This window comes from Amycolatopsis pigmentata (assembly GCF_042684065.1).
In the GTDB taxonomy this organism is placed as follows: domain Bacteria; phylum Actinomycetota; class Actinomycetes; order Mycobacteriales; family Pseudonocardiaceae; genus Amycolatopsis_E; species Amycolatopsis_E pigmentata.
In genome coordinates, this window is sequence record NZ_JBHUKR010000006.1 from 178,659 (window position 1) to 199,421 (window position 20,763).

A 20,763-nucleotide genomic window follows, 5' to 3' on the forward strand; every position below is an offset into this window, starting at 1 on the left:
ACTACAGTACGGCACATCGTATCGCAATGTGGAACGGAGCCTCATGGACCTCACCGTCGTGGGAGATGTGGTTGTCGCCGGGTGGCCGCGCCGCCCCCGCGCGTCGCCCGCCGGACCGGGCGACCCGGCCTTCGGGCTGCTGCGGGGCGGTGACCTGACCATCGGCAATCTCGAAGTCCCGCTGACCGGGTCTGGGCAGCCCGCCGAGAAACTGGTCGCGATGCGCGCACCGGTCTCGAGTGCCGCGGAACTGTCGGCGCTCGGCTTCGATCTGGTGTCCCTGGCCACGAATCACGCGCTGGACTACGGCGCCGAAGGTATGCGCGACACGGTGCGGGCACTGGATTCCACGGGAGTCCTGCACGCGGGATTCGGAGAAGACCTCGACGAGGCGACGCGTCCCCGGGTGGTGTCGGTCGGCGCGAAGAGCCTGGCCTTCTTCAGCTTCTGCTCCGCACTCCCCTTGGGCTACAACGCCACCACCGGGCGGGCGGGCATCGGAGCGATCCGGGTCCGTCAGAGTTTCGAATACGACAGCGGTTTCCTGGATGAGACGCCGGGGACACCGCCCTTCGTACACTCCGTCGCGCATGAACCGGATGTCCGGCTGGCCGAGAAACTGATCAGCGAAGCCAAGCAGCATCACGACTTCGTCGTCATCGCCCTGCACTGGGGGGTGCCCTTCTGCTATCTGCCGTCCGTGCAAGGGCCCCTGGCGCAATACCAGCGCCCCTTGGCGCATCGACTGGTCGAGGCCGGAGCAGACCTCGTCATCGGGCATCATCCGCATTGCCTGCACCCGGCCGAGTTCCACGAACACGGGCTCATCCTGTATTCGACCGGAAACTTCGTCTTCGACTGGTGCGACGGGTGGAGCCCGGATTCGATGGTCGCCAGGGAAGCCGGCCATCTGTCCGCTCCCTACCAGCCGGCCTTGATGCGGGGCCCGTGGTTCGAGAGCGCCGTTTTCCGGGTGAAACTGGGAGACGGTGGTCCGGAGCTTCGCCTCGATCCCATTCAACTCGACTCGGACAGCCAGCCGATCATGCCGACGCCTGAAGCGGCGAAGTCGATTCTCGCCCGTTTCGCGGAGGCATCACGAGAGCTTGATCCGTCCATTGTGGTCGTCGCCGACGGGACCGTGCGCCGGAGCGTCGAGGCACAACCTACCGAGAAAGGTCGCCTTCAGTGACGAGTCATGCGGCCAAGCCGTCGCACTATGAGTCGTTCTCCTACGTGGAGCGCGGGGTGGACTTCCCCGCCGTCGAGCTGTCCGACCCCAGTCAGCGGCGGAGTGGGTTCGAAGCGAAGCTGGACGAGACACAGCGGGCGCGGGCCGAACGACTGCTGACGGACAACGTGGTCATCAGTTTCCACGATCATCCGCAGTTGCTTCCCGCGGACATGGCGGATATCTCCACGTATCTGCGGACCCGGCAGGAGTTCACCGCCTTCACCGAATTGCGGCGGTCCGGTCTCACCGCCGTCTTCGACAACTGGTTCGGCGTCATCGGGAGCACGCGCCGGTCCGGCTGGAAGTGGGACGACCTGATCACGACACTCGGCCTGCGCCTGGCGGATCTGGCTCACCAGGACGGGGTGGTGGTGGCCCGCACCGTCCAGGACATCCTCGACGCCAAGCGCGACGGTCATCTCGCCTTCGTCATGGGCACCGAATCAGCGTCGATGATCGAGAACGAGTTGGACCGCATCGACGTGCTGTATGGGCTGGGCATCAGGCAGATGGGCCTGGTCTACGCCGAAGCGAACACGCTCGGAAGCGGGCAGAAAGAGCAACGCGACGGCGGTTTGACGGCCTTCGGCCGCCGGGCGGTGGAACGCATGAATGCCTTGGGCGTCCTCATCGACGTCTCCCACGCCAGCGACCGGACGTGCCTGGATGCCATCGAGTCGTCGGCCAAGCCGGTCGCGATCACGCACGCCGGCGCTCGTGCGGTGTGGCCGATCCCGCGGATGAAACCGGACGAGGTCCTGAAGGCATGCGCGGAGCGTGGCGGCGTCCTGGGTATCGAGGCGGCGCCCCACACGACCGTGTCCTATGACCACCGCGCTCAGTCGATCGACTCAGTGATGGACCACTTCACCTACGCGGTCGATCTGATGGGCATCGAACACGTCGCCTTCGGCCCGGACACGCTCTACGGCGATCACGCGAACTTCCAGCGGGCCATCAGCGACGTCATCGGCGCCTCCACGGTCTTCGACGCCGGAGACCTCGAATGGGAGCGGGTCACGCACGTCGACGGGCTGGAGAACCCGACCGAGAACTTCCGCAACATCACGGGCTGGCTCGTCGAACACGGATACCGGGACAGCGAAATCCAAGCCGTGCTCGGCGGCAACATCCTCCGAATCCTGAACGAGGTTTGGCGATGAACCCCAGGGAAACAGCGGTGACCGACATCAACGACCGGATCGCGAGCGAGTTCGGAAAGAACCTCGAGGCGATCCTGGGCCTTTCTCACGAGATCAACGCCAACCCCGAACTGGCCTTCGAGGAGTACCAGACCTCGTCCGCCCTCATCGGCATCCTCGAACAGCACGGGTTCACCGTGGAGAAGGAAACAGCCGGCCTGCCCACGGCTTTCGTCGCATCGGTCGGCTCCGGCGACCTCGTGTTCGGCCTCTGCGCCGAGATGGACGCGCTTCCCGGCATCGGCCACGGCTGCGGCCATAACACCATTGCCGCGGCCGCCATGGGTGCCGCACTCGCCCTGGCCCCCTTCGCCGACGAACTGGGCCTGACGGTGCGGGTCTTCGGCACTCCGGCCGAGGAAAAGGGAACCGGCAAGGAAATCATGGTCCAGCGGGGTGTCTTCGACGGGACACACGCGGCCATGATGATCCATCCCTCGTTGAAAGACGTGGTCACCCCGCACTTTCGTGCCTCACGGTCCTGGCAGGTCACCTATACCGGACGCGGCGGGCACGCGTCACGCCCTTGGAGCGCGCTCAATGCCGCGGATGCGACCGTCCTCGCCCAGACCGCCATCGCGCTGCTCCGCCAGCAACTCCGCGACGGCATTTTGGTGCACCACGTCGTGCGGGAAGCCGGGGCGGCCGTCAACGTCATCGCCGACCACGCGGTGATGGAGTGCATGATCCGCGCCGACACCATCGCCGAAGTCGACGAAGTCTGGGAACGGGTCCGGCCGTGTTTCGACGCTGGAGCCCTCGCCACCGGAACCAGCGTGGAAATCGCCACCCTGCCCTCGCTCTACCGCGAGTTCCGCCACGACCAGGACCTGGCTTCGCTCTTTCAGGCCCACGCCGAGTCACTCGGCCGGACGTTCCCGGACTACCCCGACAAGCTGTTCGGGTCGACCGACATGGGCAACGTCTCCCAGGTGGTCCCGGCACTGCATCCCATGCTTTCGTTCGACCTGCCGGTCGAGGAGGGCAACCACACCGCGGCCTTCGCGGTCGCCGCCGGCGGCGAAAACGGTGACCGGGTCGTGGCCGACGGCGGTCTGGCGATGGCCCTCACGATCGCCGATGTCGCGCGATCACCGGAGATCCGGACCCGGCTCGCGGCGAACGAAAGCTGAGGAACAGCCAATGTCCACAACGGAACTCGGCAACATCGACGCCACGAAGCTCGACCGGAAGCGCGCGAAGGCGATCATTGCCGGCAGCTTGGGCAACGCCGTCGAATTCGTCGACTGGGCGGTCTACACCACCTTTTCCTCGGTCTTCGCCCACCACTTCTTCCCGCCGGGAAACGACACCGCGGCGCTGCTGTCCACGCTGGCGATCTTCGCCGTCGGCTTCGCCATTCGTCCCATCGGCGCAGCGGTCATGGGGGCCTACGCGGACCGGCGTGGTCGCAAAAAGGGCCTCGTGCTCACGATCGGCCTGATGGCGGGAGCAACGCTCGTCATCGGTCTGTCACCGTCCTATTCCCAGGTAGGCCTCGCGGCGCCGATCATCCTGGTGGTGGCGCGGATCGTGCAGGGTTTCGCCGCGGGCGGCGAGTTCGGAACGGCGTCGGCCTTCCTGGTGGAATCGGCCACGGCTGGACGTCGAGCGTTCGCGGGTTCGTGGCAGCAGGTCTCCGTCGGCGCCGGCATTCTGATCGCGTCCGGGATGGGCACGATCGTCACCACGGTGCTTCCCAAGAGCGCCGTCGACAACTGGGGCTGGCGACTGGCGTTCGTGGTGGCCGCGATGCTCGGACTGGTCGGTCTCTGGCTGCGCCGCTCGGTGGACGAAACCGATTCGTTCCATCGTGGTGAATCCCGCGTGAGCGATTCTCCTCGTCCGGGCAACGCGTTCGTCCGGATGTTGCGTGACCATCCGAAGGCCGCGTTGCGCGTGTTCGCCATCAACATCGGCGGGGTGGTCCTCTACAACGTGTGGATCACCTACATGCCCACGTACGCGAAGGTTTCCACCGGTATTCCGCTGAACCGGGCCCTGCTCGCCAACGTCATCGGGCTCATCACCTTCATTGTCCTGTTGCCTTTCGCCGGAATGCTGTCGGACAAGGTCGGGCGTAAGCCCACACTGATGGCATTCTCCGGCGGGTTCCTGATCTTCGCCTGGCCCGCGTTCCGGTTTCTCGGCGGAGGCTTCTGGACGCTTCTGGTTATCCAGATCGTCGGCCTGGTCCTGCTTCTGGGCTACTCGGCCAACGTGGCGGCCGTCATGGCCGAGCAGTTCCCGCCTGAAGTACGCGCGACCGGAATCGGTCTCCCGTACGCTCTCGCCGTCGCCATCTTCGGCGGCACCGCGCCATACCTCACGACGTGGATGACCACGAGCGGCCACGGAAACCGGGTTTGGCTCTACTGCGCGATCGCCGCCGCCATCGGCGTCGTCGTTTACCTGACCATGCCCGAGACCAAGGGCAAGAGACTCGACTGAAGTCGAGGGAATTGTGCCAACGGTGGCACGATCAATGATGAGGAGCAGTAACAATGAAGTTACACATTCTCAGAGCGGTAGCGGTAAGCGCGGGAGCGATCGCCGTGATGGGCGTCGTCCCCGCGTGTAGCACACCGTCGAACCATGGTGGCGATTCGAGTGCCACCGCTTCGGCACCCCGGCCCGTGTCCGATTTGACCATCGGCTTCTTCACAACCGGGAGTGCGAACCCCTATGCGGAGGCTCTCAATGCCTCCACGGTGTCGCGAGCCAAGGAACTTGGCGCGAAAATCACCGAACTCGACTCGAACTTCGATGTGCAGACGCAGGTCAACCAGATGCAGCAGGCGCTGGCCCGCAAGACGTACAACGCTTGGACCGTGACCCTCGATGACGGCGTCGAAGAGTGCAACCAGGTGAAGGCCGCGATCAACGCCGGTATTCCGGTCATGGTATCCGTAGGGCATCTGTGCAACGACGACGAGGTCGGTCAGGCCGGCTTCGTCGGCGTGCAGACACCGCAGGCCTACGCCGCGTGGTGGAAGACGATTCTCGGCCAGAACCCCGATGCGAAGACGGCCTTTTTGGCGGGCCCGCCCCTCGTCGACTTGGTCCAGTCCATGAAGAAGGCCATGGACGACGCCTTCGGCGCGCACCCGCGGGCGAGCCTGCTGTCCTATCAGAACACCGACTGGACCGCGCAGGACGGCTTCAAAAAGACCCAGGATCTGCTGAAGGCACATCCCGATGTCCAGGTCATCGCGTCCAGCTACTCGCTGGCCACGCGCGGGGTCGTGCAAGCGGTCCAGCAGGCGGGGCTGGCAGGCAAGATCAAGATCTACGACATGATGGGCGACCAGTTCATCGTCGAGGCGATCAAGTCCGGCGTCGTCACCCTGACCCTGCCCGGCCTGCCCGCGTCCGAAGGCAAATCGGCGGCCGAGAACCTGGTGAACCGCTGGACCGGTAAGCAGGCCTACAAGGTCTACAACCCGGCCGACGACGCACCGATTCCGGGCGGCCCTTACATCACCAAGCAGAACGCCGTCGGCTACACGGCGCAGATTCCGTCGTGATGCGAACGCCGGCGGAGATCGCACTTCGGTGCGAAGGAGTGTCGAAGACCTACGACGGAACGCCGGCGGTTCGTCCGCTGGACCTCGCGATCCGTCACGGGACCGTACATGCCCTGGTCGGCGCGAACGGCGCGGGCAAGTCGACGCTGCTCGGGATGATGAGCGGCCGGATTCGGCCGACCTCGGGCCGTATCGAGGTCTTCGGCACGGAACTGACCGGCGGCCGGCCGCGTGACGCTCACGCGGCCGGCATCGCCTGCGTGTATCAGGAGCTGAGCCTCGTTCCGCACCTGGACGCGTGCGCCAACGTGTTCCTCGGTGTCGAGCCCGCGAAACGCGGAATGCTCAGCGAACGAGCCATGACGCGACGGTATGCCGAACTGTGCGAGACGCTACGGGTCGACATCCCGGCAAAGGCGCGAGCGAGCGAACTCAGTGTCGCCGCGGGACAGCTCGTGGAGATCATGCGGGCTATCCACCGTGGAAGCCGGGTGCTGCTTCTCGACGAGCCGACCGCGGCGCTTTCCCAACGCGAGCGCGACCAGTTCTTGGCCCTGGTCGGTCGCCTCCGGGATTCGGGTACCTCGATCGTCCTGGTCACGCACAACCTCGACGAGGTGCTGGCGGTCAGCGACATGGTGACGGTCATGCGCAACGCCACCCTCGTGGAAACCGCCACCGCGGACGCCCATACGAAGGCCGACCTGGTCAAGCTGATGGTCGGAGAGATGCCGTCCTTCGTCGAACAGGACAAGAAACGACCCGACGGCGAGGTTCTGCTGAGGATCGAGGATTGTTCGGTACCCGGTGCCGTCACCGATGTCTCGCTGGAAGTACACGCCAACGAGGTGGTAGGTATCGCGGGTCTCGTGGGAGCAGGCCGGTCGAGCCTGCTCCGGGCGATCGCCGGTGCCGAGGCCACCGCGACCGGACGGATGTCCGTCGCACGACGACGCATCGCCTGGCCCAGGACACCGCGCCGGGCACATTCCTCCGGCATCTCGCTGCTGCCCGAGGATCGCAAGACTCAAGGCCTGATCCTCGGAATGGATATTCCCGACAATGTCACCCTGCCCGGCCTGAAACGATTCTCGCCCTACGGCATGGTCAAGCGGCGGGCCCAATGGGTCGTGGCCGGCACGCTCATGAAGTCCTTCAACCTCAATCGTCCGATCGGTCGTTACCCGGTCGGCCACCTGTCGGGCGGTGGCCAGCAGAAGGTCGCGTTCGCCCGGGCGATGATCAACGATCCCCGCGTGATGGTCATCGACGAACCCACCCGTGGCGTCGACGTCGGGGCGAAGGTGGACTTGTTGCGTGCCATCCGGGACTTCGCCGATCGAGGGCGCGGCGTCATCGTCACCAGCGCCGAGATCGAAGAACTGCTCGAAATCTGCGACCGCATCATCGTCATGTCGGCCGGCCGGACTGTCGGGCATTTCGACCTGCATCAGAAAAGGCCCACAGTTGGCGAAATTCTCGCCGTCGCCTTTGGAGTAACCCCGTGAACACACCCACTGACGTCCCTGCGATCGCGCCTCCGGCGCCAGGATCCGCGCCGGAGGCAAGCGAGGCGAAGACGGCTCTCGCACGGCGCTTTTTCCGGAAGTTCGGCATCTACGCGGTTCTCATCGGTGTGGTGGCCGGTGCGACGATCGCTTATCCCGCCTTTCTCACCTGGGACAATATCGAGCTGCTGCTGACCCAGAACGCTCCGCTCGGCATCGTCGCGGTCGGGATGACGCTCGTGATCATCACCGGTGGCTTCGATCTGTCGGTCGGTTCCGTGTATGCCTCCGCGGGCACGATCGCCGCCGTCGTCTCGACGAACGGGTCGGTCGCGGTGGGCGCGATCGCGGGCATCGCGGCCGGCGTGGTCGCGGGCGCGGTCAACGGTTTCGTGGTGGCCAGGCTGAACGTCAACCCCTTCATCGCCACGCTGGGGACATCGACGATCTTTTCCGGCGTGGTGCTTATGGCCTCCCGCAACCAGCCTTTCACCGTGAACAAGGCCGAGTTCGCCTACCTCGGGCAGTCCAGCCTCGCCGGCATTCCGTTACCCTTGGTGATCGTCGTGCTCATCTTCGTATCCGGATGGATCGTGCTCAACCGCAGCATTCTCGGCCGCAAGCTGCTTTCGGTGGGTGGCAACCGGGAAGCGAGCCGGCTGGCCGGCATCAGGACCGCCGGTGTCATCGGCGGTGCCTACGTCATCAGCGGGACGCTCGCCGCGTTCGCCGGTGTGATCAGCGCATCACAGCTCGGAGTGGGGCAAGGGACCTCCGGCGCGACCCTGGCCCTGCAGGCGATCGCGATCGTCGTCATCGGTGGCACGTCGCTGCTCGGCGGCGAAGGCAGTGTCGTCCGTACCGCGGTAGGCCTGCTGATCATCGCCAGCCTGGACAATCTGTTCTTCAGCCTGGCCTTCGATGCGAATTGGCAGTCCATCACGCAAGGCGCGATCGTCATCGCCGCGGTCGGCCTCGACCAGTTGGCGCGGCGAAGCGGTCGATAGGCAGGTGCCGGAAGGTGGGACGGGAAGGTCGCCCGTGTTCCTGATCGAAAGGAAATCAATGCCGGAATCACCGACGCCGGGATCCGACGACCCGGCACTTCGTCTGGGCGAGGGAACGTAGCGCGAGGTAGCCTGGCGTGGTCATGACTCGGTCGGTGAGGCTGCGAGGCGCCGTCGGTTCATTGCCGGCGGAGCTGACCAGCTTCATCGGCCGTCGTCGCGAACTCTCCGAGGTCAGGCGCCTGCTGTCGGTTTCGAGACTCGTGACACTGACGGGGTTGGGCGGGGTCGGTAAGACGCGGCTGGCCGTGCAATCCGGAGCCGCGCTGCGGCGGACGTTCGCCGACGGCGTGTGGTTCGTCGATCTGGCGGCGCTCGGCGATCCGCAGGTGCTCGCTCATATCGTCAGCTCTTCGCTGGGCTTGCGAGGACAGGTCACCACAACCGGCATGGACGCGCTGGTCGACCATCTCAGGTCGCGGAATCTGCTGCTGGTGCTGGACAACTGTGAACATCTCCTCGCCGCGTGCGCGGCGCTGGCCGAGGAGTTGCTGCGGGCCTGTCCCGGCCTGTCCATCCTGGCGACCAGCCGCGAAGCCCTGGGCATCCGTGGGGAAAAGGTCCTCCCGGTGCCGCCTTTGCCGGTGCCTGACGAGGACGTGGCCGCGGCAGGGGTGTCACAGAACGAGGCGGTCCGCCTGTTCTGCGACCGGGCTTCGGCGGTCCTGCCCGACTTCGCCCTGACCACGGACAATCGCGCGACCGTCGCCGCACTCTGCCGGCGAGTGGAGGGCATCCCGCTGGCGGTCGAACTGGCTGCCACGTGGGTACGGGTTTTGTCGCCGACACAGATTTTGGAGCAACTGACCGACCGCTATCGCATACTGAACACCCTTCGCCGAGGCTCACCCGAACGGCACCGCACCTTGCGTGCGTGTATCGAGTGGACCCACGGCCTGTGTACCAGTGCGGAACAGAAACTCTGGGCTCAGGCCGCCGTGTTCCGTGAAGGTTTCGAACCGGATGCCATCGACGCCGTCTACCTCGCCGGACCCGAGCACGACCGGGATTCGCCGCACCCGCCCGTGATCGACATCGTAGCGTCGTTGGTGGACAAATCGATCCTGATCCGCGACGAGCGCGGCACGCGGGTGCGGTACCGCATGCTGGAGACGATTCGCCAGCATGGTCAGGAGCGGATCCAGCAAACCGAGGACTGGACGGCGGTGCGCCGCCGGCACCGTGACTTCTACGCTGACCTCCTCGCCCGCGCCGAAGCCGACTGGTTCGGCTCCAGGCAGGCCGAGTGGATCAGTCGCCTGCGTGATGAATACGCCAACCTCCGGGCCGCGCTGGAATTCTGCCTCAGCCGCCCGAGCGAGGTCGATATCGGCCTGCGCATCGTCGCCGACGTGCACGAAAAATGGTCGATCTGGGGGCTGGTCAGTGAGGGACGCCAATGGCTGGACCGGCTCCTCGCCGTGTCGCCGAAGCGGAGTCGGGCGCGCTTACGCGCGCTGCACTCCGGAATCTGGCTGGCCATCATGCAAGGCGATCGTGACCGGGCCGCGGTGCTGCTCGATCAAGGCCGCGACCTCGCGCGAGACTTCGAAGAGCCGGCCGCCGCGCTGATCAGGCAGATGTCCGGCTATGACGCGATGTTCGCCGGTGATTTCGCCCGCGCGATCGACGCCTATGCCAACGCATTGGCCGCGTTCCGGGCGGCCGGTGACCTCAGGTTCCAGGCCGAAACCCTCGATCTGCTCGCGCTCAGCCACTTCCTCGCCGGCGACGCCGAGCGGGCGCTGGCGTACTGCGCCGACGGCTTCGCCATCACACAACCCGCGCAGGAATCATGGTCCCGGTCCCGTGGCCTGTGGATCGCCGGTATGGCACGGTGGCGCCAAGGAGCCAGCCGTGACGCGAATCGGTTGGAAGGGGAGAGCCTGCGGCTCAGATCCGAGTTGGACGACCAGTTCGGTATCACCATGTGCCTCGAAACACTGGCGTGGATCGCCGTGGACGACGATCCACGCCGCGCCGCCACGTTGTTCGGTGTAGCCGCGCGCCGATCAGAGGTGATCTTCATCGCCGCGATCACACCCTTCCTGTCGGCCTTCCACGATGACTGTGAAACGCGTACCCGCCACGCGCTGGGTAACGAAGGGTTCCAGGCCGCATTCGGCCATGGAATGTCCCTGACCGCATCCGCCGCCGTCCGCTACGCCCGTTACGAAGAGTCCCCGGCCGAACAGACGTCGAAGCCGACGCCGCTCACCCGCCGGGAAGGCGAGGTCGCCGCGCTGGTCGCCCAAGGTATGACGAACAAGGAAATCGCGAAAAAACTCTTCGTCGCGCAACGCACCGCGGAAAGTCACGTCGAAAACATCCTCACGAAAATGGGCTTCACGTCCCGCACCCAAATCGCCGGCTGGATGGCCGAGACGCAATCCACCGGCAGGTGAACTTCGACCCGAAAACGCTGAGTCGTGGCGCGACTGTGTACCGGGCTTCGGCCTCAGGCGGATCCTCCGCTCGCGGCCTCCCAGCGCAGCAGGTCGCCCGGCTGGCACTCGAGCACCTCGCAGAGCGCGGCGAGCGTCGCGAAGCGCACCGCCTTGGCGCGGCCGTTTTTGAGTACCGCCAGGTTGGCGGGCGTGATCCCCACGCGATCCGCCAGCTCACCCACGGACATCTTCCGCTTGGCCAGCATCACGTCGATGTCGACGGCGATCGGCATCAGATCACCTCGTCCAACTCGGCCCGCATCCGCGCCGCTTCGGCATCGCGCGCGACGGCCTGGGCGAGCAACATCCGCAGCACGAGCACGATGAGCGCGACCCCCAGGATGGCCACGCCAATTCCGCCCATGATCACGGTGACGCCCGGGTCGTCCCGCTGGCCCGGCGCATTGAGCGCGGTGACCGCGAACCACAGGAGCGCGGCCGCCACGATCGCACCGATCACGCCGTCCACGTACCGGAAGGCCGCGAGGGAGAACACGGTTCCGCGACGCACCATGCCCACCAGCCGCCACACACAGACCAGGGCGACCTGGACCGACACCATCCCCACGATCGTGATCACGCGCAGCGGGACCAGCGGCAGCGGCCCGGCCTCCGGATCGGTTGCCAGCGCCCACACCATCCCGGCCTGTACGGACACCGTGCCGGCGAGCACCACCACGAGCACGGCGCGCAGCGCACTCACTGTCAGCTTTCCCATGCCTCGCCCTTCCATCGATTCACGATGGAAATCTATCGACGTTCGATAGATAACGCAAGGCCGAAACAGACAGTGGGGCGGCGGTTTCGTACCGTGGCAGGCCGCCTGCCCACCGCCTGGAAAGGGGTGCGGGTCAGTCGATCGTCAGGACCACCTTGCCGAACCGGTCCGGGCTGACCAGTCGTTCCTGGGCCGCGGCCACGTCGTCCAAGGTGAACGTCGAGTCGATGATGGGGTGTAGCGTTCCCTCGGCGAGCATGGGCAGGAGACCGGGAAGTTCGCGAGAATCAGCGGCGTGCGCGCCGCGGAAGTCGATCTCATTGCGATACAGGCTGAAGAGGTCGATTTCGGCGAGCCTGCCGGAATGTGACCCCATTCCGATCAGACGGCCGCCGCGGCGCAGCGCGTGGATCGACTGCTGGATCGTCGCGCCACCCGCCGAGTTGTGGACGAGGTCGGCACCGGCCCCGCCGGTCAGCGCTCGCACGGCCTCGCTGAAATCGGGAATCTGCCGGTAGTTCACGATATCCCGCGCCCCGATACGAAGGAGCTTGTCTCGCTTGTCCTCGGTTCCGGTGGTGGCGATGACGCGTGCGCCCAGCACGCCGGCCAGTTGCACGGCGGCGCTGCCCACACCACTTCCGGCTCCGACGACCACGACCGTCTCCCCCCGCCGCAACCCGCCCCGGGTCACGAGCATGTGCCAGGCGGTCAGGTAGGCCAGCATGCTCGCCGCCAGTTCGGTGTAGCTCATGCCTTCCGGGGCGGGAATCGCGTTGCGCGCGGGGACGGCGAGATATTCGGCATACGTGCCGTCGGTGTGCTCACCGAAGAATCTCAGATCACGACATCCACTGTCCACTCCGGACAGACAGGCGGCACAGGATTCACACACCACCATCGGGAGCAGCACGACGCGCTGCCCCTCCTTGACGGTCGTGACCGCGCTGCCGACCTCGGCCACCTCTCCCGCGCCTTCCACCCCGAGAATGATCGGAAGCGGTTGCTGCTCGGGGAAAAGCCCATCACGAACGATCACGTCGGCACGGTTCAGCCCGGCGGCCCGCAGGCGAACCAGGACTTCGCCGTCGCCGACCGTGGGTCGCGGCACGTCGTCGATCTCGACGGCACCGAGACGGCGCACTACGCCAGCTTTCATCTTGACTCCATCTCCTTCGCGGCCCTCAGGCCGCCGATCCCCTTGGCATTACTGCCGGGTGTCCTCAAGGTGGATCCGCCCGTAGGCCGTGACACGGCCACCGAGGTCACGAATGGTGGCCTCACGAAGCGAGCCGGACCCGGCACTCCTGGCCACCAGGCCTTGGTGGTCGAACAGCGGTGCGACGACGCGATAGTCGATCGCCGTGGCCGTCGTTCCCGTCCTGCGCACGGATTCCGCCATGGCCAGTGCCTGCAACGGGCCATGGGTCACCAGACCTGGGTAACCTTCGACGTCACGGGCATAGTCGCGGTCGTAGTGGATGCGGTGGGCGTTGTAGGTCAAAGCCGAGAACCGGAACAGCAGCGTGGGGTCCACGGGCACCGGCCAGTCGCTCTCGTCGAGTGACACCGGCGTGACCTCGACCGCTTCGGCCCGTGCGGCAGGCGCGGTTGGCGAGTCGCGGTAGACGACATCCTGTTCCTCGACGACCTTGACGTTCCCGTCCTGGCTGATGGTGTGGCGGACGACGACGAAAGTCAGCCGGCCGGTACGCCCGTGCTTGTCGGTCGTCGACACGATTTCGGTGCGCCGCATCGCTTCCCGGCCGACCATCAGCGGGCCGAACCGGGTGACCCTGCCACCGGCCGCCATGCGCCGACACCCGGGCTCGGGTGGTGCCGGGAGCGCGCCGCGAACGGGGTGTCCGTCGGCGCCGAGATCCGCCTGATGCGGTCGTTCCAGCAGGTAGACCCAGTGCCAGAGCAGGGGTAGGCCCTCGGTTTTCAGGTCCGGCTCCTCGACGCCGAGGAGCCGGCCGAGGGCGATGGCCGGTTCCGGCCGCAGCATCTCGGTGCGGTCGATGACCTCGGGGGTCATGAATCGCCTCGCGGTCCGAACTCGGCGCGGAGTCGGGAATTGTGCTCGCCCAGGCGTGGCACGGCCCCCATCCGCGGTTCCTGGCCGGCGATCGTGGCGGGCGGCACCATCGTCGCGACGACCCCTCCCGGAGTGCGAACCCGCCGCCAGCGGTCCCGGGCGGCAAGCTGCGGATGGGTCACCAGCTCGGCCGGTCGCCGCAGGCGGGCGCAGGCGATACCGGCCGCGTCGAGCAACTCGACGACACGGTCGGCGTCGAGCGTCGCGAAGGCCGATTCGACAAGCGGACCGATCAAGTCGTCATTGGCCACGCGTTCGGGGTTACGGGCGAAGCGAGGATCGTCGGCCAGGTCAGGCCGCTTCAGGACTTCACGGCACAGGCGAGCCCACTCCCGGTCGCTCTGGACGCCCAGGAAGACGCGATTCCCGTCGCCGGCCCGGTAGGGACCGTAGGGCGCGATCGAGGCATGCTTGGCACCGGTCCGGCGAGTCTCCGAGCCGCCGTAGACCGCGTAATAGGCCGGCTGGGTCATCCACTCCGCGAGTGCGTCGATCATCGCGACCTGGACCGTCGCTCCGACGCCGTCCCGGGCTCGCTGGAGAAGGGCGGTCAGAATGCCGGTATAGGCGTACATCCCCGTCGCGATATCCGCGACCGACATGCCGGCCTTGCACGGCACGTCCGGGGTGCCGGTCGCCTCGACAAGCCCGGTTTCGCACTGGATGAGCAGGTCGTAGGCCTTCTTCGCGTGGTAGGGGCCGCCCGGTCCGTAACCCGAGATCGAGCAATGGACGAGTTCGGGGCGTGCCGTCCGCAGCGTCCCGGCGTCAAGACCGAGCCGTTCCACCGCGCCCGGCGCCAGGTTGTGGACCACCACGTCGGCCGCGCCGATGAGAAGGTCGAGCACCTGCCGGTCGGCGTCGTCCTTGATGTCGAGTTCGATCGACTCCTTGCCGCGGTTCAGCCACACGAAGTAGCTGGAATCTCCGTGCACGGTGCGGTCGTAGGAGCGGGCGAAATCTCCCTCGCCGGGACGCTCGACCTTGATGACGCGCGCGCCGAGGTCGGCCAGTTGCCGGGTGGCGAACGGTGCGGCGACCGCCTGTTCGAGCGCGACGACGGTCGTTCCTTCGAGCGGGAGCATGGAAGGCCTTTCGTGCCGGGCGTTCAAAATCCGAGGATCGCGCGAGCGCGGTCGAGCACGGGTTTGTCGATCATTTGGCCGTCCGGGCCGGTGACCGCTCCCGCCGAGCCTTCGGCCGCGTCGAGCACGGCGCGCGCCCACGCGATTTCTTCCTCGCTGTGGGCAAGACCGCGCCGCGCCGGGGCGAGTTGGGCCGGGTGGATGCAGAGCTTGCCTCGGAAGCCGAGGCTCCGTGAACGGCGGGCCGACTTCTCCACGGCTTCGGCGTCGTCGATGACCGTCGAGACACCGTCGATCGGAGCCGGGAGTCCGGCCACGCGGGACGCGAGGACGATCGTGGTGCGCGCGAGCAACATCGCGTCGTGGGTGTCGTCGGCTCGCAGGTCGGCGGCGAAGTCGAGGGAACCGAACGCGAGACGTCCCAACCCGGGCGTGGCCGCGATGTCGTGCACGCGATGCAGACCCACCGCGGTCTCGATCAGCGCGACGATTCCCGCCCCGGGCCGCAGCCGCGAAGCCAGCGCTGTCAACGAAGACGGATTCTCGGCCTTGGGCAAAACCACGCCGAGCAGCCCTTCGGCGGCGGCGATCGCTTCGATGTCGGCCGCGAACCAGGCGGTGTCGACCGCGTTGACCCGGACCCATGCCTTGCCGCCACTGGTCAGCCAGCGCAGCGCCTCGGCGCGAGCCATGTCCTTGTCTTCGTGGCGCACCGCGTCTTCGAGGTCGATGATCACGGCTCCGGCGCCCGCGGCCGCCGCCTTGCCGAAGCGATGCGGGGCGTTGCCGGGCACGAAGAGCCAGGTGGTCGCATCGATGCCGGCCATCACCGCACCGGGTTCCGCTTGATGAGTTCGCGGGTGATGACGTTCTTCTGGATTTCGTTGGTGCCCTCGCCGACGATCATCAGTGGCGCGTCGCGGAAGTAGCGCTCGACGTCGAATTCGGTCGAATAGCCGTATCCACCATGGATCCGCACCGCGTCGAGAGCGATCTTCATGGCCGTCTCCGACGCGAACAGCTTGGCCATTCCCGCCTCCATATCGGCCCGCTCGCCGGAGTCGTAGCGGCGTGCGGCGTACTGGACCAGTTGCCGCGCGGCCGTCAACTGGGTGGCCATGTCGGCGAGGTAGTTGCCCACCGACTGGTGCTTCCAGATCGGTTGGCCGAAGCTTTCGCGCTCCTGGCTGTAGCGCACCGCGTCCTCCAACGCGGCGGCACCGACGCCCAGGGCGCGCGATGCCACCTGAATGCGCCCGATTTCGAGTCCCCGCATCATTTGCGGAAAGCCCTGACCCTCCACTGTGCCCAGCAAGGCGGTCCGCGGCACCCGGAAGTCGCTGAAGGACAGTTCGCAGCTTTCCACGCCCTTGTAACCGAGTTTCGGGAGATCGCGCGACACCTCGAAGCCAGGGCCCTTTTCGGCCAGCACGATGCTGATGCCACGGTGCCGGGGCTCCGCGCGCGGATCGGTGAGACACAGCAGTGCGACCAACTGCGACCGGCGGGCGTTGGTGATCCAGGTCTTGGATCCGTTGATCACGTAGTCCTCGCCGTCCTTGCGGGCCACCGTGCGCATGGCCTGAAGGTCGGACCCGCCGCCGGGTTCGGTGAGCGCCATGGCCGCCCGGATTTCTCCGGTGGCCATCAACGGCAGGTAGTGGTCTTTCTGTTCCCGCGTCCCGAAACCGACCAGGAGTTTCGCGACGACGCTGTGCCCGCCCACGGCGCCGGCGAGGCTCATCCACCCGCGGGCGAGTTCCTCGGTCACGGCGGCATAGCAAGGGGCGGAAACGCCGGCATCGTTCCACGGCTCGGGGATGGCGAGCCCGAAGATGCCCATCCGCTTCATCTGCCCGATCAACGCCTCGGGATAGGTGTTGGCATGGTCCAGTTCACGCGCCACGGGCTTGACCTCCCGGTCGACCCAGTCCCGGACGACCGCGACGATTTCCGTCTCATCAGCGCTGAGTTCGTACACATTCGGCCTCTCGGAAGCGGGGAAAGGGGGACCGCGAGATCCATCGTATTTCGTGATAGGACGAGGTGTAAAATGCTGATTCGTGATGACCCTAGACGGTTCGGGCATGGCCAGGCCGGACGTCCGATGGACCTGAAACACCTGACCGCGCTGGTGACGGTCAGCGACACCGGGAGCGTCACCAAGGCAGCCCGCCTGCTGCACGTGGTGCAGCCCGCGGTCAGCCGGTACATCCGCGCGCTGGAGGACGAGGTCGGCGTCCCGCTGTTCGAGCGCACCCGCCAGGGCATGACCCTCACCCCGGCCGGCGAGATCCTGGCCGAGCGCGCACGGCGTGCGCTGCTCGAACTGGAACGAGCGCGGGCCGAAATCCGGCCGGATCCGGGGCACGTTCAGGGGATCGTGACGATCGGTCTGCTCGAAAGCACCGTCGAACTCCTCGCCGCGCCGTTGCTCGAAGCGGTGGGACACCGGCATCCGGGTATCGATCTACGGCTGCTGAGCGCGTATTCCGGCCACCTGCAGCAATGGCTCGACGACGGCGCGGTGGACATGGCCCTGCTGTACAACCTGGCTTCGGCGCCGTCGATTTCCCTCACGCCTCTGCTGTGCGAGTCGTTATGGGCAGTCGCGCCGCCGGACGTCGATCTCACCGGCACCGACGCGTTTACCTGGGCCCACGTGGCAAAACGGCCACTCGTCCTTCCCGTCGCCGGGCACGGTTTGCGGACCCTCATCGACCAGGCCCTCCACACCGCCGGCGTCGAGCCCACGATCACGTGCGAGACCAACTCGATGGTTGTGCAGAAAAAACTGGTGGCCACCGCGAACGCGTGGAGCGTCCTGCCTGCCGCGGGGGTGGCCGAGGACGTAGCGGCCGGGCGGCTGTGCGGCGGCCCGCTCACCGATCCCGAGGTCTCCCGGACCATCATCCTCGCGTTGCCGCGAACCAGCCGTATGCCTCCAGCCGTAGGGGCTGTCTCCGGTGAAATCGTTCGCGTAACGCGCAGGCTGGTCGAGGACGGAGGATGGCCGACGGCACGGCTCGTCGACTCGCTGGGTTGACCGTGCCCGCCGCGCTCAGGCTACGGCGGGCGCAGGTCGTTCCTAGGAGTTCACGATGCCGGCGATGAGTTCGGCCGTCGCCTCAGGCGACTCCACGGGGAAGTGGTGCGTGCCCAGGTCGACGAGCACGATCTCGACGCGGTCCGCGAGACTGCCGATGGCCTCCTCGGTGACCAGATCCCGCACCCCGAAAACGGTGATGGGCTGCGTCACCTCGCTCAGCGCCTCTTCCATGTTCCATGCGACCAGGCCCTCGAACGCGCGAGTGCCCGCCGGCTGGCGCACCGACACCATCTTGGTGAAGTGCGCGTCCTTCAGCGCGGGGTCGGTCCCCGCCGGTGAACCCGCTTCGACCATGCTCCGCACCAGCCCGCCGAAGTCTTCACGGAGCGTTCGCAGCAACCCCTCAGCCTGCTCTTCGTCCGGGGCGCCGAACAGGAACAGGTAGTGCAAGGCGTCCAAAGCGATGATGTGCGTGACCGTGTCCGGACGCAGCCGGCCGACTTCGACGACCACCGCGCCGCCGAGGGAGTGCCCGGCGACGACGCACTGTCGCACCGATTCGGCATCGAGGACCGCCACCACATCACGGGCGAATTCCTCGATCGTCCAGACGTCGCGTGCCGAGCGCGACTCGCCGTGCTCGGCGAGGTCGACCGCGATCACGCGGATCTCGCCGGGCAGGAACGTGGTCACTACGTCGTAGTCCTTGCGGTTGCACGCCCAACCGTGCACCAGGACCACGGTCGGCCCTGTCGCCGGACCGCTGACCGTATAGCGAATGGCCGTGTCGTCCGCTCGCCGGACCTCGCGGCTCTCCAGGGTCCTGCTTGCCACCGTCATCAACACTCCTCTGTGCCGCAATGTGGACCACTGTGTCGTGGAGTAGCATGACGCTAACCAGGCACCACCCCGCTGTCAATGGAACCCGACGTCGCGACCTGCCCGGATTCGACGCCGCCCGACCCGACCTGCCGGCCCAAGGAGCAACCGAATGGCACCAGACCTCTTCAGCCCGATCGAAATCCGGGGAGTACGGCTCAAGAACCGGATCGTCGCGTCGCCGATGTGGCAGTACTCGGGAGTCGACGGACGGCCGACCCATGCGCACACGGTGCACTACGGGCGGCTCGCCGAGGGCGGCGCCGGACTGATCCTGCAGGAAGGCACGACGGTGGACCGGAAAGGCCGCGGGACCGCCGGAGACCTCGGTATCTGGGACGACAGCCTGGTTCCCCACCACGCGCGACTCGCCGATCTCGTGAAGTCCAGCGGAGCCGTGCCGGGGATACAACTGATCCATGCCGGACGCAAAGGGCGCCGGAACGCGCCCTGGGCGCCGCACGATCCGAATCCGCCCGCCGGGGACGATTGGCAGGTTCTGGGCCCGAGTGCGGTGCCCATCGCGCTCGAAGGATTCACCGTGCCCGTCGAAATGTCGTCGCGCGACATCGAAGACGCGACGCGGTCGTTCGTGGACGCCGCTCGACGGGCGGACGAGGCCGGCTACGAAGTCCTCGAACTGCAGGCAGCACACGGTTATCTGATCCATACCTTCCTGTCGCCGTTGTCGAACCAGCGCACCGATCGCTACGGCGGGTCCCCGGAGAACCGTTACCGGTTCCTCGTCGAGATCATCGACCGGATACGGACCGTTTGGCCGCCCGCCAAGGCACTGTTCGTCCGCCTCTCGTGCGTGGATTACGGATGGGATATCGAACAAACTGTCGAGCTGGTGCGGGAGCTTCGAACTCACGGAGTGGACGTCATCGACTGCAGCTCAGGAGGCCTTACCGGCTTGCCGTTCTCGGGCGCCGCGAGCACCGGCTACGGCTATCAGGTGCCCTATGCGGAACAAGTGCGGGCGCGCACCGCCGTGAAGACGATGGCGGTTGGATACATCGTCCACGCCACGCAAGCCCAAGCCATCATCGAAGGCGGGCAAGCGGATCTCGTGGCCCTCGGCCGCGAACTGCTTTACAACCCGAACTGGCCCATCGATGCCGCGCGCAAACTGGGCCTGTCCGACCCCTACGCCCAAGCCCCGACCCGCATCTCCTACTGGCTCAGGAAACGCGAAGAGAGCTTCTCCGGCTTCAGCCCCTCCACGGACTCGACCGGCGCGTCTCCCGCATTCGGGGCAGTGAACGCCGGCCGAGGCGCCTGAGATCACACTCGGGCCAAGGAGAACGGTCCGATCGCCGAACGCGTCGTCGAGGACGGCCGAAGACGCAACGCTCTCATCGCGATGGCAGGAAGACCGCGACTGCCTCGTCGGCGAGTACGGCGGAGTGCGGGGCGTCCGGATCGGTTTGAGCCAGGTGCACCAGTCCCAGGATGGCCGCGTAGGCGACCCGTGCGCGGGACCGCGCCCGGTCCGGGGGTAAGCCGAGCTCCCGGTAGGTGCGAGTCAGCATGTCCAGCCGGGCGCGGTTCACCCGGCGGACCACGTCTTTGACCCGGGGGTCGTTGCGGTCGCCGAGCAGGCTCAGGTGCACCGACGGCGTCAGTGGTGCGACGGCGTGCACGACAGTGGTGAGTAGTTCGCGCAGCCGTTGTTCCGGATCGGTGATCGCGGCGAATTCGGCGAGCCCCTCGTCGCCGTGGCTTCGTTCCCATTCCGCGAGTGCCGCCGCGATCAGCTCGTCCCGGTTTCGGTAGTGGGCGTAGAAACTGCCCTTGGTGACGCCGAGCGTCCGCGCCAGCGGTTCGACCGCGACCGCGGCCAGCCCGCCGTCCGCGATCGCCTTCAGCGCGGCCCGCGTCCAGTCCTGGGCGGATAGCCGGGTCGACTCGCTCACCACGAGCAAGAGGATACGCCAGCGTATTGA

Annotated in this window: 19 protein-coding genes; 10 read left to right on the plus strand and 9 right to left on the minus strand. The window is 66.7% G+C overall.

The genetic code is table 11. The features are described from left to right. Positions 1–43 precede the first annotated feature (43 nt). From ACFSXZ_RS08835 to ACFSXZ_RS08870, 8 genes are all read left to right on the plus strand, one after another. Positions 44–1,192 carry a CapA family protein gene (locus ACFSXZ_RS08835; protein WP_378263214.1) on the plus strand — a complete coding sequence of 383 codons (1,149 nt, stop codon included), beginning with the start codon at positions 44–46 and terminating at the stop codon, positions 1,190–1,192. Continuing rightward, on the plus strand, positions 1,189–2,397 hold the full coding sequence (locus tag ACFSXZ_RS08840) for a dipeptidase (RefSeq protein ID WP_378263216.1): 1,209 nt from the start codon (positions 1,189–1,191) through the stop codon (positions 2,395–2,397). The genes ACFSXZ_RS08835 and ACFSXZ_RS08840 overlap by 4 nt, the downstream gene beginning before the upstream one ends. Further along, complete coding sequence (locus tag ACFSXZ_RS08845; protein WP_378263218.1) at positions 2,394–3,569, plus strand: M20 family metallopeptidase; 1,176 nt, start codon at positions 2,394–2,396, stop codon at positions 3,567–3,569. The genes ACFSXZ_RS08840 and ACFSXZ_RS08845 overlap by 4 nt, the downstream gene beginning before the upstream one ends. A gap of 10 nt (positions 3,570–3,579) precedes the next feature. Then, positions 3,580–4,887 carry an MFS transporter gene (locus tag ACFSXZ_RS08850; protein ID WP_378263220.1) on the plus strand — a complete coding sequence of 436 codons (1,308 nt, stop codon included), beginning with the start codon at positions 3,580–3,582 and terminating at the stop codon, positions 4,885–4,887. A gap of 194 nt (positions 4,888–5,081) precedes the next feature. Beyond that, positions 5,082–5,963: a sugar ABC transporter substrate-binding protein gene (locus ACFSXZ_RS08855; protein WP_378263222.1), complete on the plus strand. Its 882-nt coding sequence runs from the start codon at positions 5,082–5,084 to the stop codon at positions 5,961–5,963. Between the two features lie 38 nt (positions 5,964–6,001). Beyond that, the gene (locus tag ACFSXZ_RS08860; RefSeq protein ID WP_378263224.1) at positions 6,002–7,471 is read left to right on the plus strand and encodes a sugar ABC transporter ATP-binding protein; all 1,470 of its coding nucleotides are present in this window, start codon (positions 6,002–6,004) and stop codon (positions 7,469–7,471) included. Then, positions 7,468–8,478, plus strand: coding sequence for an ABC transporter permease (locus ACFSXZ_RS08865; protein ID WP_378263226.1), 1,011 nt, complete (start codon positions 7,468–7,470; stop codon positions 8,476–8,478). The genes ACFSXZ_RS08860 and ACFSXZ_RS08865 overlap by 4 nt, the downstream gene beginning before the upstream one ends. Before the next feature lie 143 nt (positions 8,479–8,621). Beyond that, positions 8,622–10,943, plus strand: coding sequence for a LuxR C-terminal-related transcriptional regulator (locus ACFSXZ_RS08870; protein ID WP_378263228.1), 2,322 nt, complete (start codon positions 8,622–8,624; stop codon positions 10,941–10,943). Positions 10,944–10,996: 53 nt separating this feature from the next. On the opposite strand, the gene ACFSXZ_RS08875 is transcribed toward ACFSXZ_RS08870, so the two are convergent. From ACFSXZ_RS08875 to ACFSXZ_RS08905, 7 genes are all read right to left on the minus strand, one after another. Then, positions 10,997–11,218, minus strand: coding sequence for a helix-turn-helix domain-containing protein (locus tag ACFSXZ_RS08875; protein ID WP_378263230.1), 222 nt, complete (start codon positions 11,216–11,218; stop codon positions 10,997–10,999). After that, positions 11,218–11,703: a DUF2975 domain-containing protein gene (locus tag ACFSXZ_RS08880; protein WP_378263232.1), complete on the minus strand. Its 486-nt coding sequence runs from the start codon at positions 11,701–11,703 to the stop codon at positions 11,218–11,220. The genes ACFSXZ_RS08875 and ACFSXZ_RS08880 overlap by 1 nt, the downstream gene beginning before the upstream one ends. 133 nt (positions 11,704–11,836) lie before the next feature. Then, entirely contained in the window at positions 11,837–12,862 is a 1,026-nt protein-coding gene (locus tag ACFSXZ_RS08885) for an alcohol dehydrogenase catalytic domain-containing protein (RefSeq protein WP_378263234.1), read from the minus strand. Between the two features lie 48 nt (positions 12,863–12,910). Then, positions 12,911–13,741, minus strand: a complete 831-nt coding sequence (locus ACFSXZ_RS08890) for an FAS1-like dehydratase domain-containing protein (protein ID WP_378263236.1) — start codon at positions 13,739–13,741, stop codon at positions 12,911–12,913. After that, positions 13,738–14,886, minus strand: coding sequence for a CaiB/BaiF CoA transferase family protein (locus tag ACFSXZ_RS08895; protein ID WP_378263238.1), 1,149 nt, complete (start codon positions 14,884–14,886; stop codon positions 13,738–13,740). Before ACFSXZ_RS08895 ends, ACFSXZ_RS08890 begins: the two co-directional genes overlap by 4 nt. Positions 14,887–14,909: 23 nt before the next feature. Further along, positions 14,910–15,713 (minus strand): HpcH/HpaI aldolase/citrate lyase family protein, encoded by an 804-nt coding sequence (locus ACFSXZ_RS08900; RefSeq protein ID WP_378263240.1) that lies wholly within the window; start codon positions 15,711–15,713, stop codon positions 14,910–14,912. Beyond that, positions 15,713–16,867, minus strand: coding sequence for an acyl-CoA dehydrogenase family protein (locus ACFSXZ_RS08905; protein ID WP_378263242.1), 1,155 nt, complete (start codon positions 16,865–16,867; stop codon positions 15,713–15,715). Before ACFSXZ_RS08905 ends, ACFSXZ_RS08900 begins: the two co-directional genes overlap by 1 nt. A 126-nt stretch (positions 16,868–16,993) precedes the next feature. On the opposite strand from ACFSXZ_RS08905, the gene ACFSXZ_RS08910 reads away from it, so the two are divergent. Beyond that, a complete protein-coding gene (locus tag ACFSXZ_RS08910) occupies positions 16,994–17,932 on the plus strand; it encodes a LysR family transcriptional regulator (RefSeq protein WP_378263244.1) in 939 nt (312 codons plus the stop codon). A 42-nt stretch (positions 17,933–17,974) separates the two neighbouring features. Here the strand turns inward: ACFSXZ_RS08910 and ACFSXZ_RS08915 are convergent, their stop codons facing one another. Continuing rightward, on the minus strand, positions 17,975–18,775 hold the full coding sequence (locus tag ACFSXZ_RS08915) for an alpha/beta fold hydrolase (protein ID WP_378263245.1): 801 nt from the start codon (positions 18,773–18,775) through the stop codon (positions 17,975–17,977). A 151-nt stretch (positions 18,776–18,926) separates the two neighbouring features. On the opposite strand from ACFSXZ_RS08915, the gene ACFSXZ_RS08920 reads away from it, so the two are divergent. Continuing rightward, on the plus strand, positions 18,927–20,099 hold the full coding sequence (locus tag ACFSXZ_RS08920; RefSeq protein ID WP_378263247.1) for an NADH:flavin oxidoreductase/NADH oxidase: 1,173 nt from the start codon (positions 18,927–18,929) through the stop codon (positions 20,097–20,099). Between the two features lie 73 nt (positions 20,100–20,172). Here ACFSXZ_RS08920 and ACFSXZ_RS08925 read toward each other — a convergent pair whose 3' ends face one another. Continuing rightward, on the minus strand, positions 20,173–20,736 hold the full coding sequence (locus ACFSXZ_RS08925) for a TetR/AcrR family transcriptional regulator (RefSeq protein WP_378263249.1): 564 nt from the start codon (positions 20,734–20,736) through the stop codon (positions 20,173–20,175). Between the last annotated feature and the right edge of the window lie 27 nt (positions 20,737–20,763).

Coding starts and splice junctions, on each gene's coding strand:
- ACFSXZ_RS08835 (WP_378263214.1), top strand. CDS start 44: ATGGACCTCACCGTCGTGGGAGATGTGGTTGTCGCCGGGTGGCCGCGC.
- ACFSXZ_RS08845 (WP_378263218.1), top strand. CDS start 2,394: ATGAACCCCAGGGAAACAGCGGTGACCGACATCAACGACCGGATCGCG.
- ACFSXZ_RS08850 (WP_378263220.1), top strand. CDS start 3,580: ATGTCCACAACGGAACTCGGCAACATCGACGCCACGAAGCTCGACCGG.
- ACFSXZ_RS08870 (WP_378263228.1), top strand. CDS start 8,622: ATGACTCGGTCGGTGAGGCTGCGAGGCGCCGTCGGTTCATTGCCGGCG.
- ACFSXZ_RS08875 (WP_378263230.1), bottom strand. CDS start 11,218: ATGCCGATCGCCGTCGACATCGACGTGATGCTGGCCAAGCGGAAGATG.
- ACFSXZ_RS08880 (WP_378263232.1), bottom strand. CDS start 11,703: ATGGGAAAGCTGACAGTGAGTGCGCTGCGCGCCGTGCTCGTGGTGGTG.
- ACFSXZ_RS08885 (WP_378263234.1), bottom strand. CDS start 12,862: ATGAAAGCTGGCGTAGTGCGCCGTCTCGGTGCCGTCGAGATCGACGAC.
- ACFSXZ_RS08890 (WP_378263236.1), bottom strand. CDS start 13,741: ATGACCCCCGAGGTCATCGACCGCACCGAGATGCTGCGGCCGGAACCG.
- ACFSXZ_RS08895 (WP_378263238.1), bottom strand. CDS start 14,886: ATGCTCCCGCTCGAAGGAACGACCGTCGTCGCGCTCGAACAGGCGGTC.
- ACFSXZ_RS08900 (WP_378263240.1), bottom strand. CDS start 15,713: ATGGCCGGCATCGATGCGACCACCTGGCTCTTCGTGCCCGGCAACGCC.
- ACFSXZ_RS08910 (WP_378263244.1), top strand. CDS start 16,994: ATGGACCTGAAACACCTGACCGCGCTGGTGACGGTCAGCGACACCGGG.
- ACFSXZ_RS08915 (WP_378263245.1), bottom strand. CDS start 18,775: ATGACGGTGGCAAGCAGGACCCTGGAGAGCCGCGAGGTCCGGCGAGCG.
- ACFSXZ_RS08920 (WP_378263247.1), top strand. CDS start 18,927: ATGGCACCAGACCTCTTCAGCCCGATCGAAATCCGGGGAGTACGGCTC.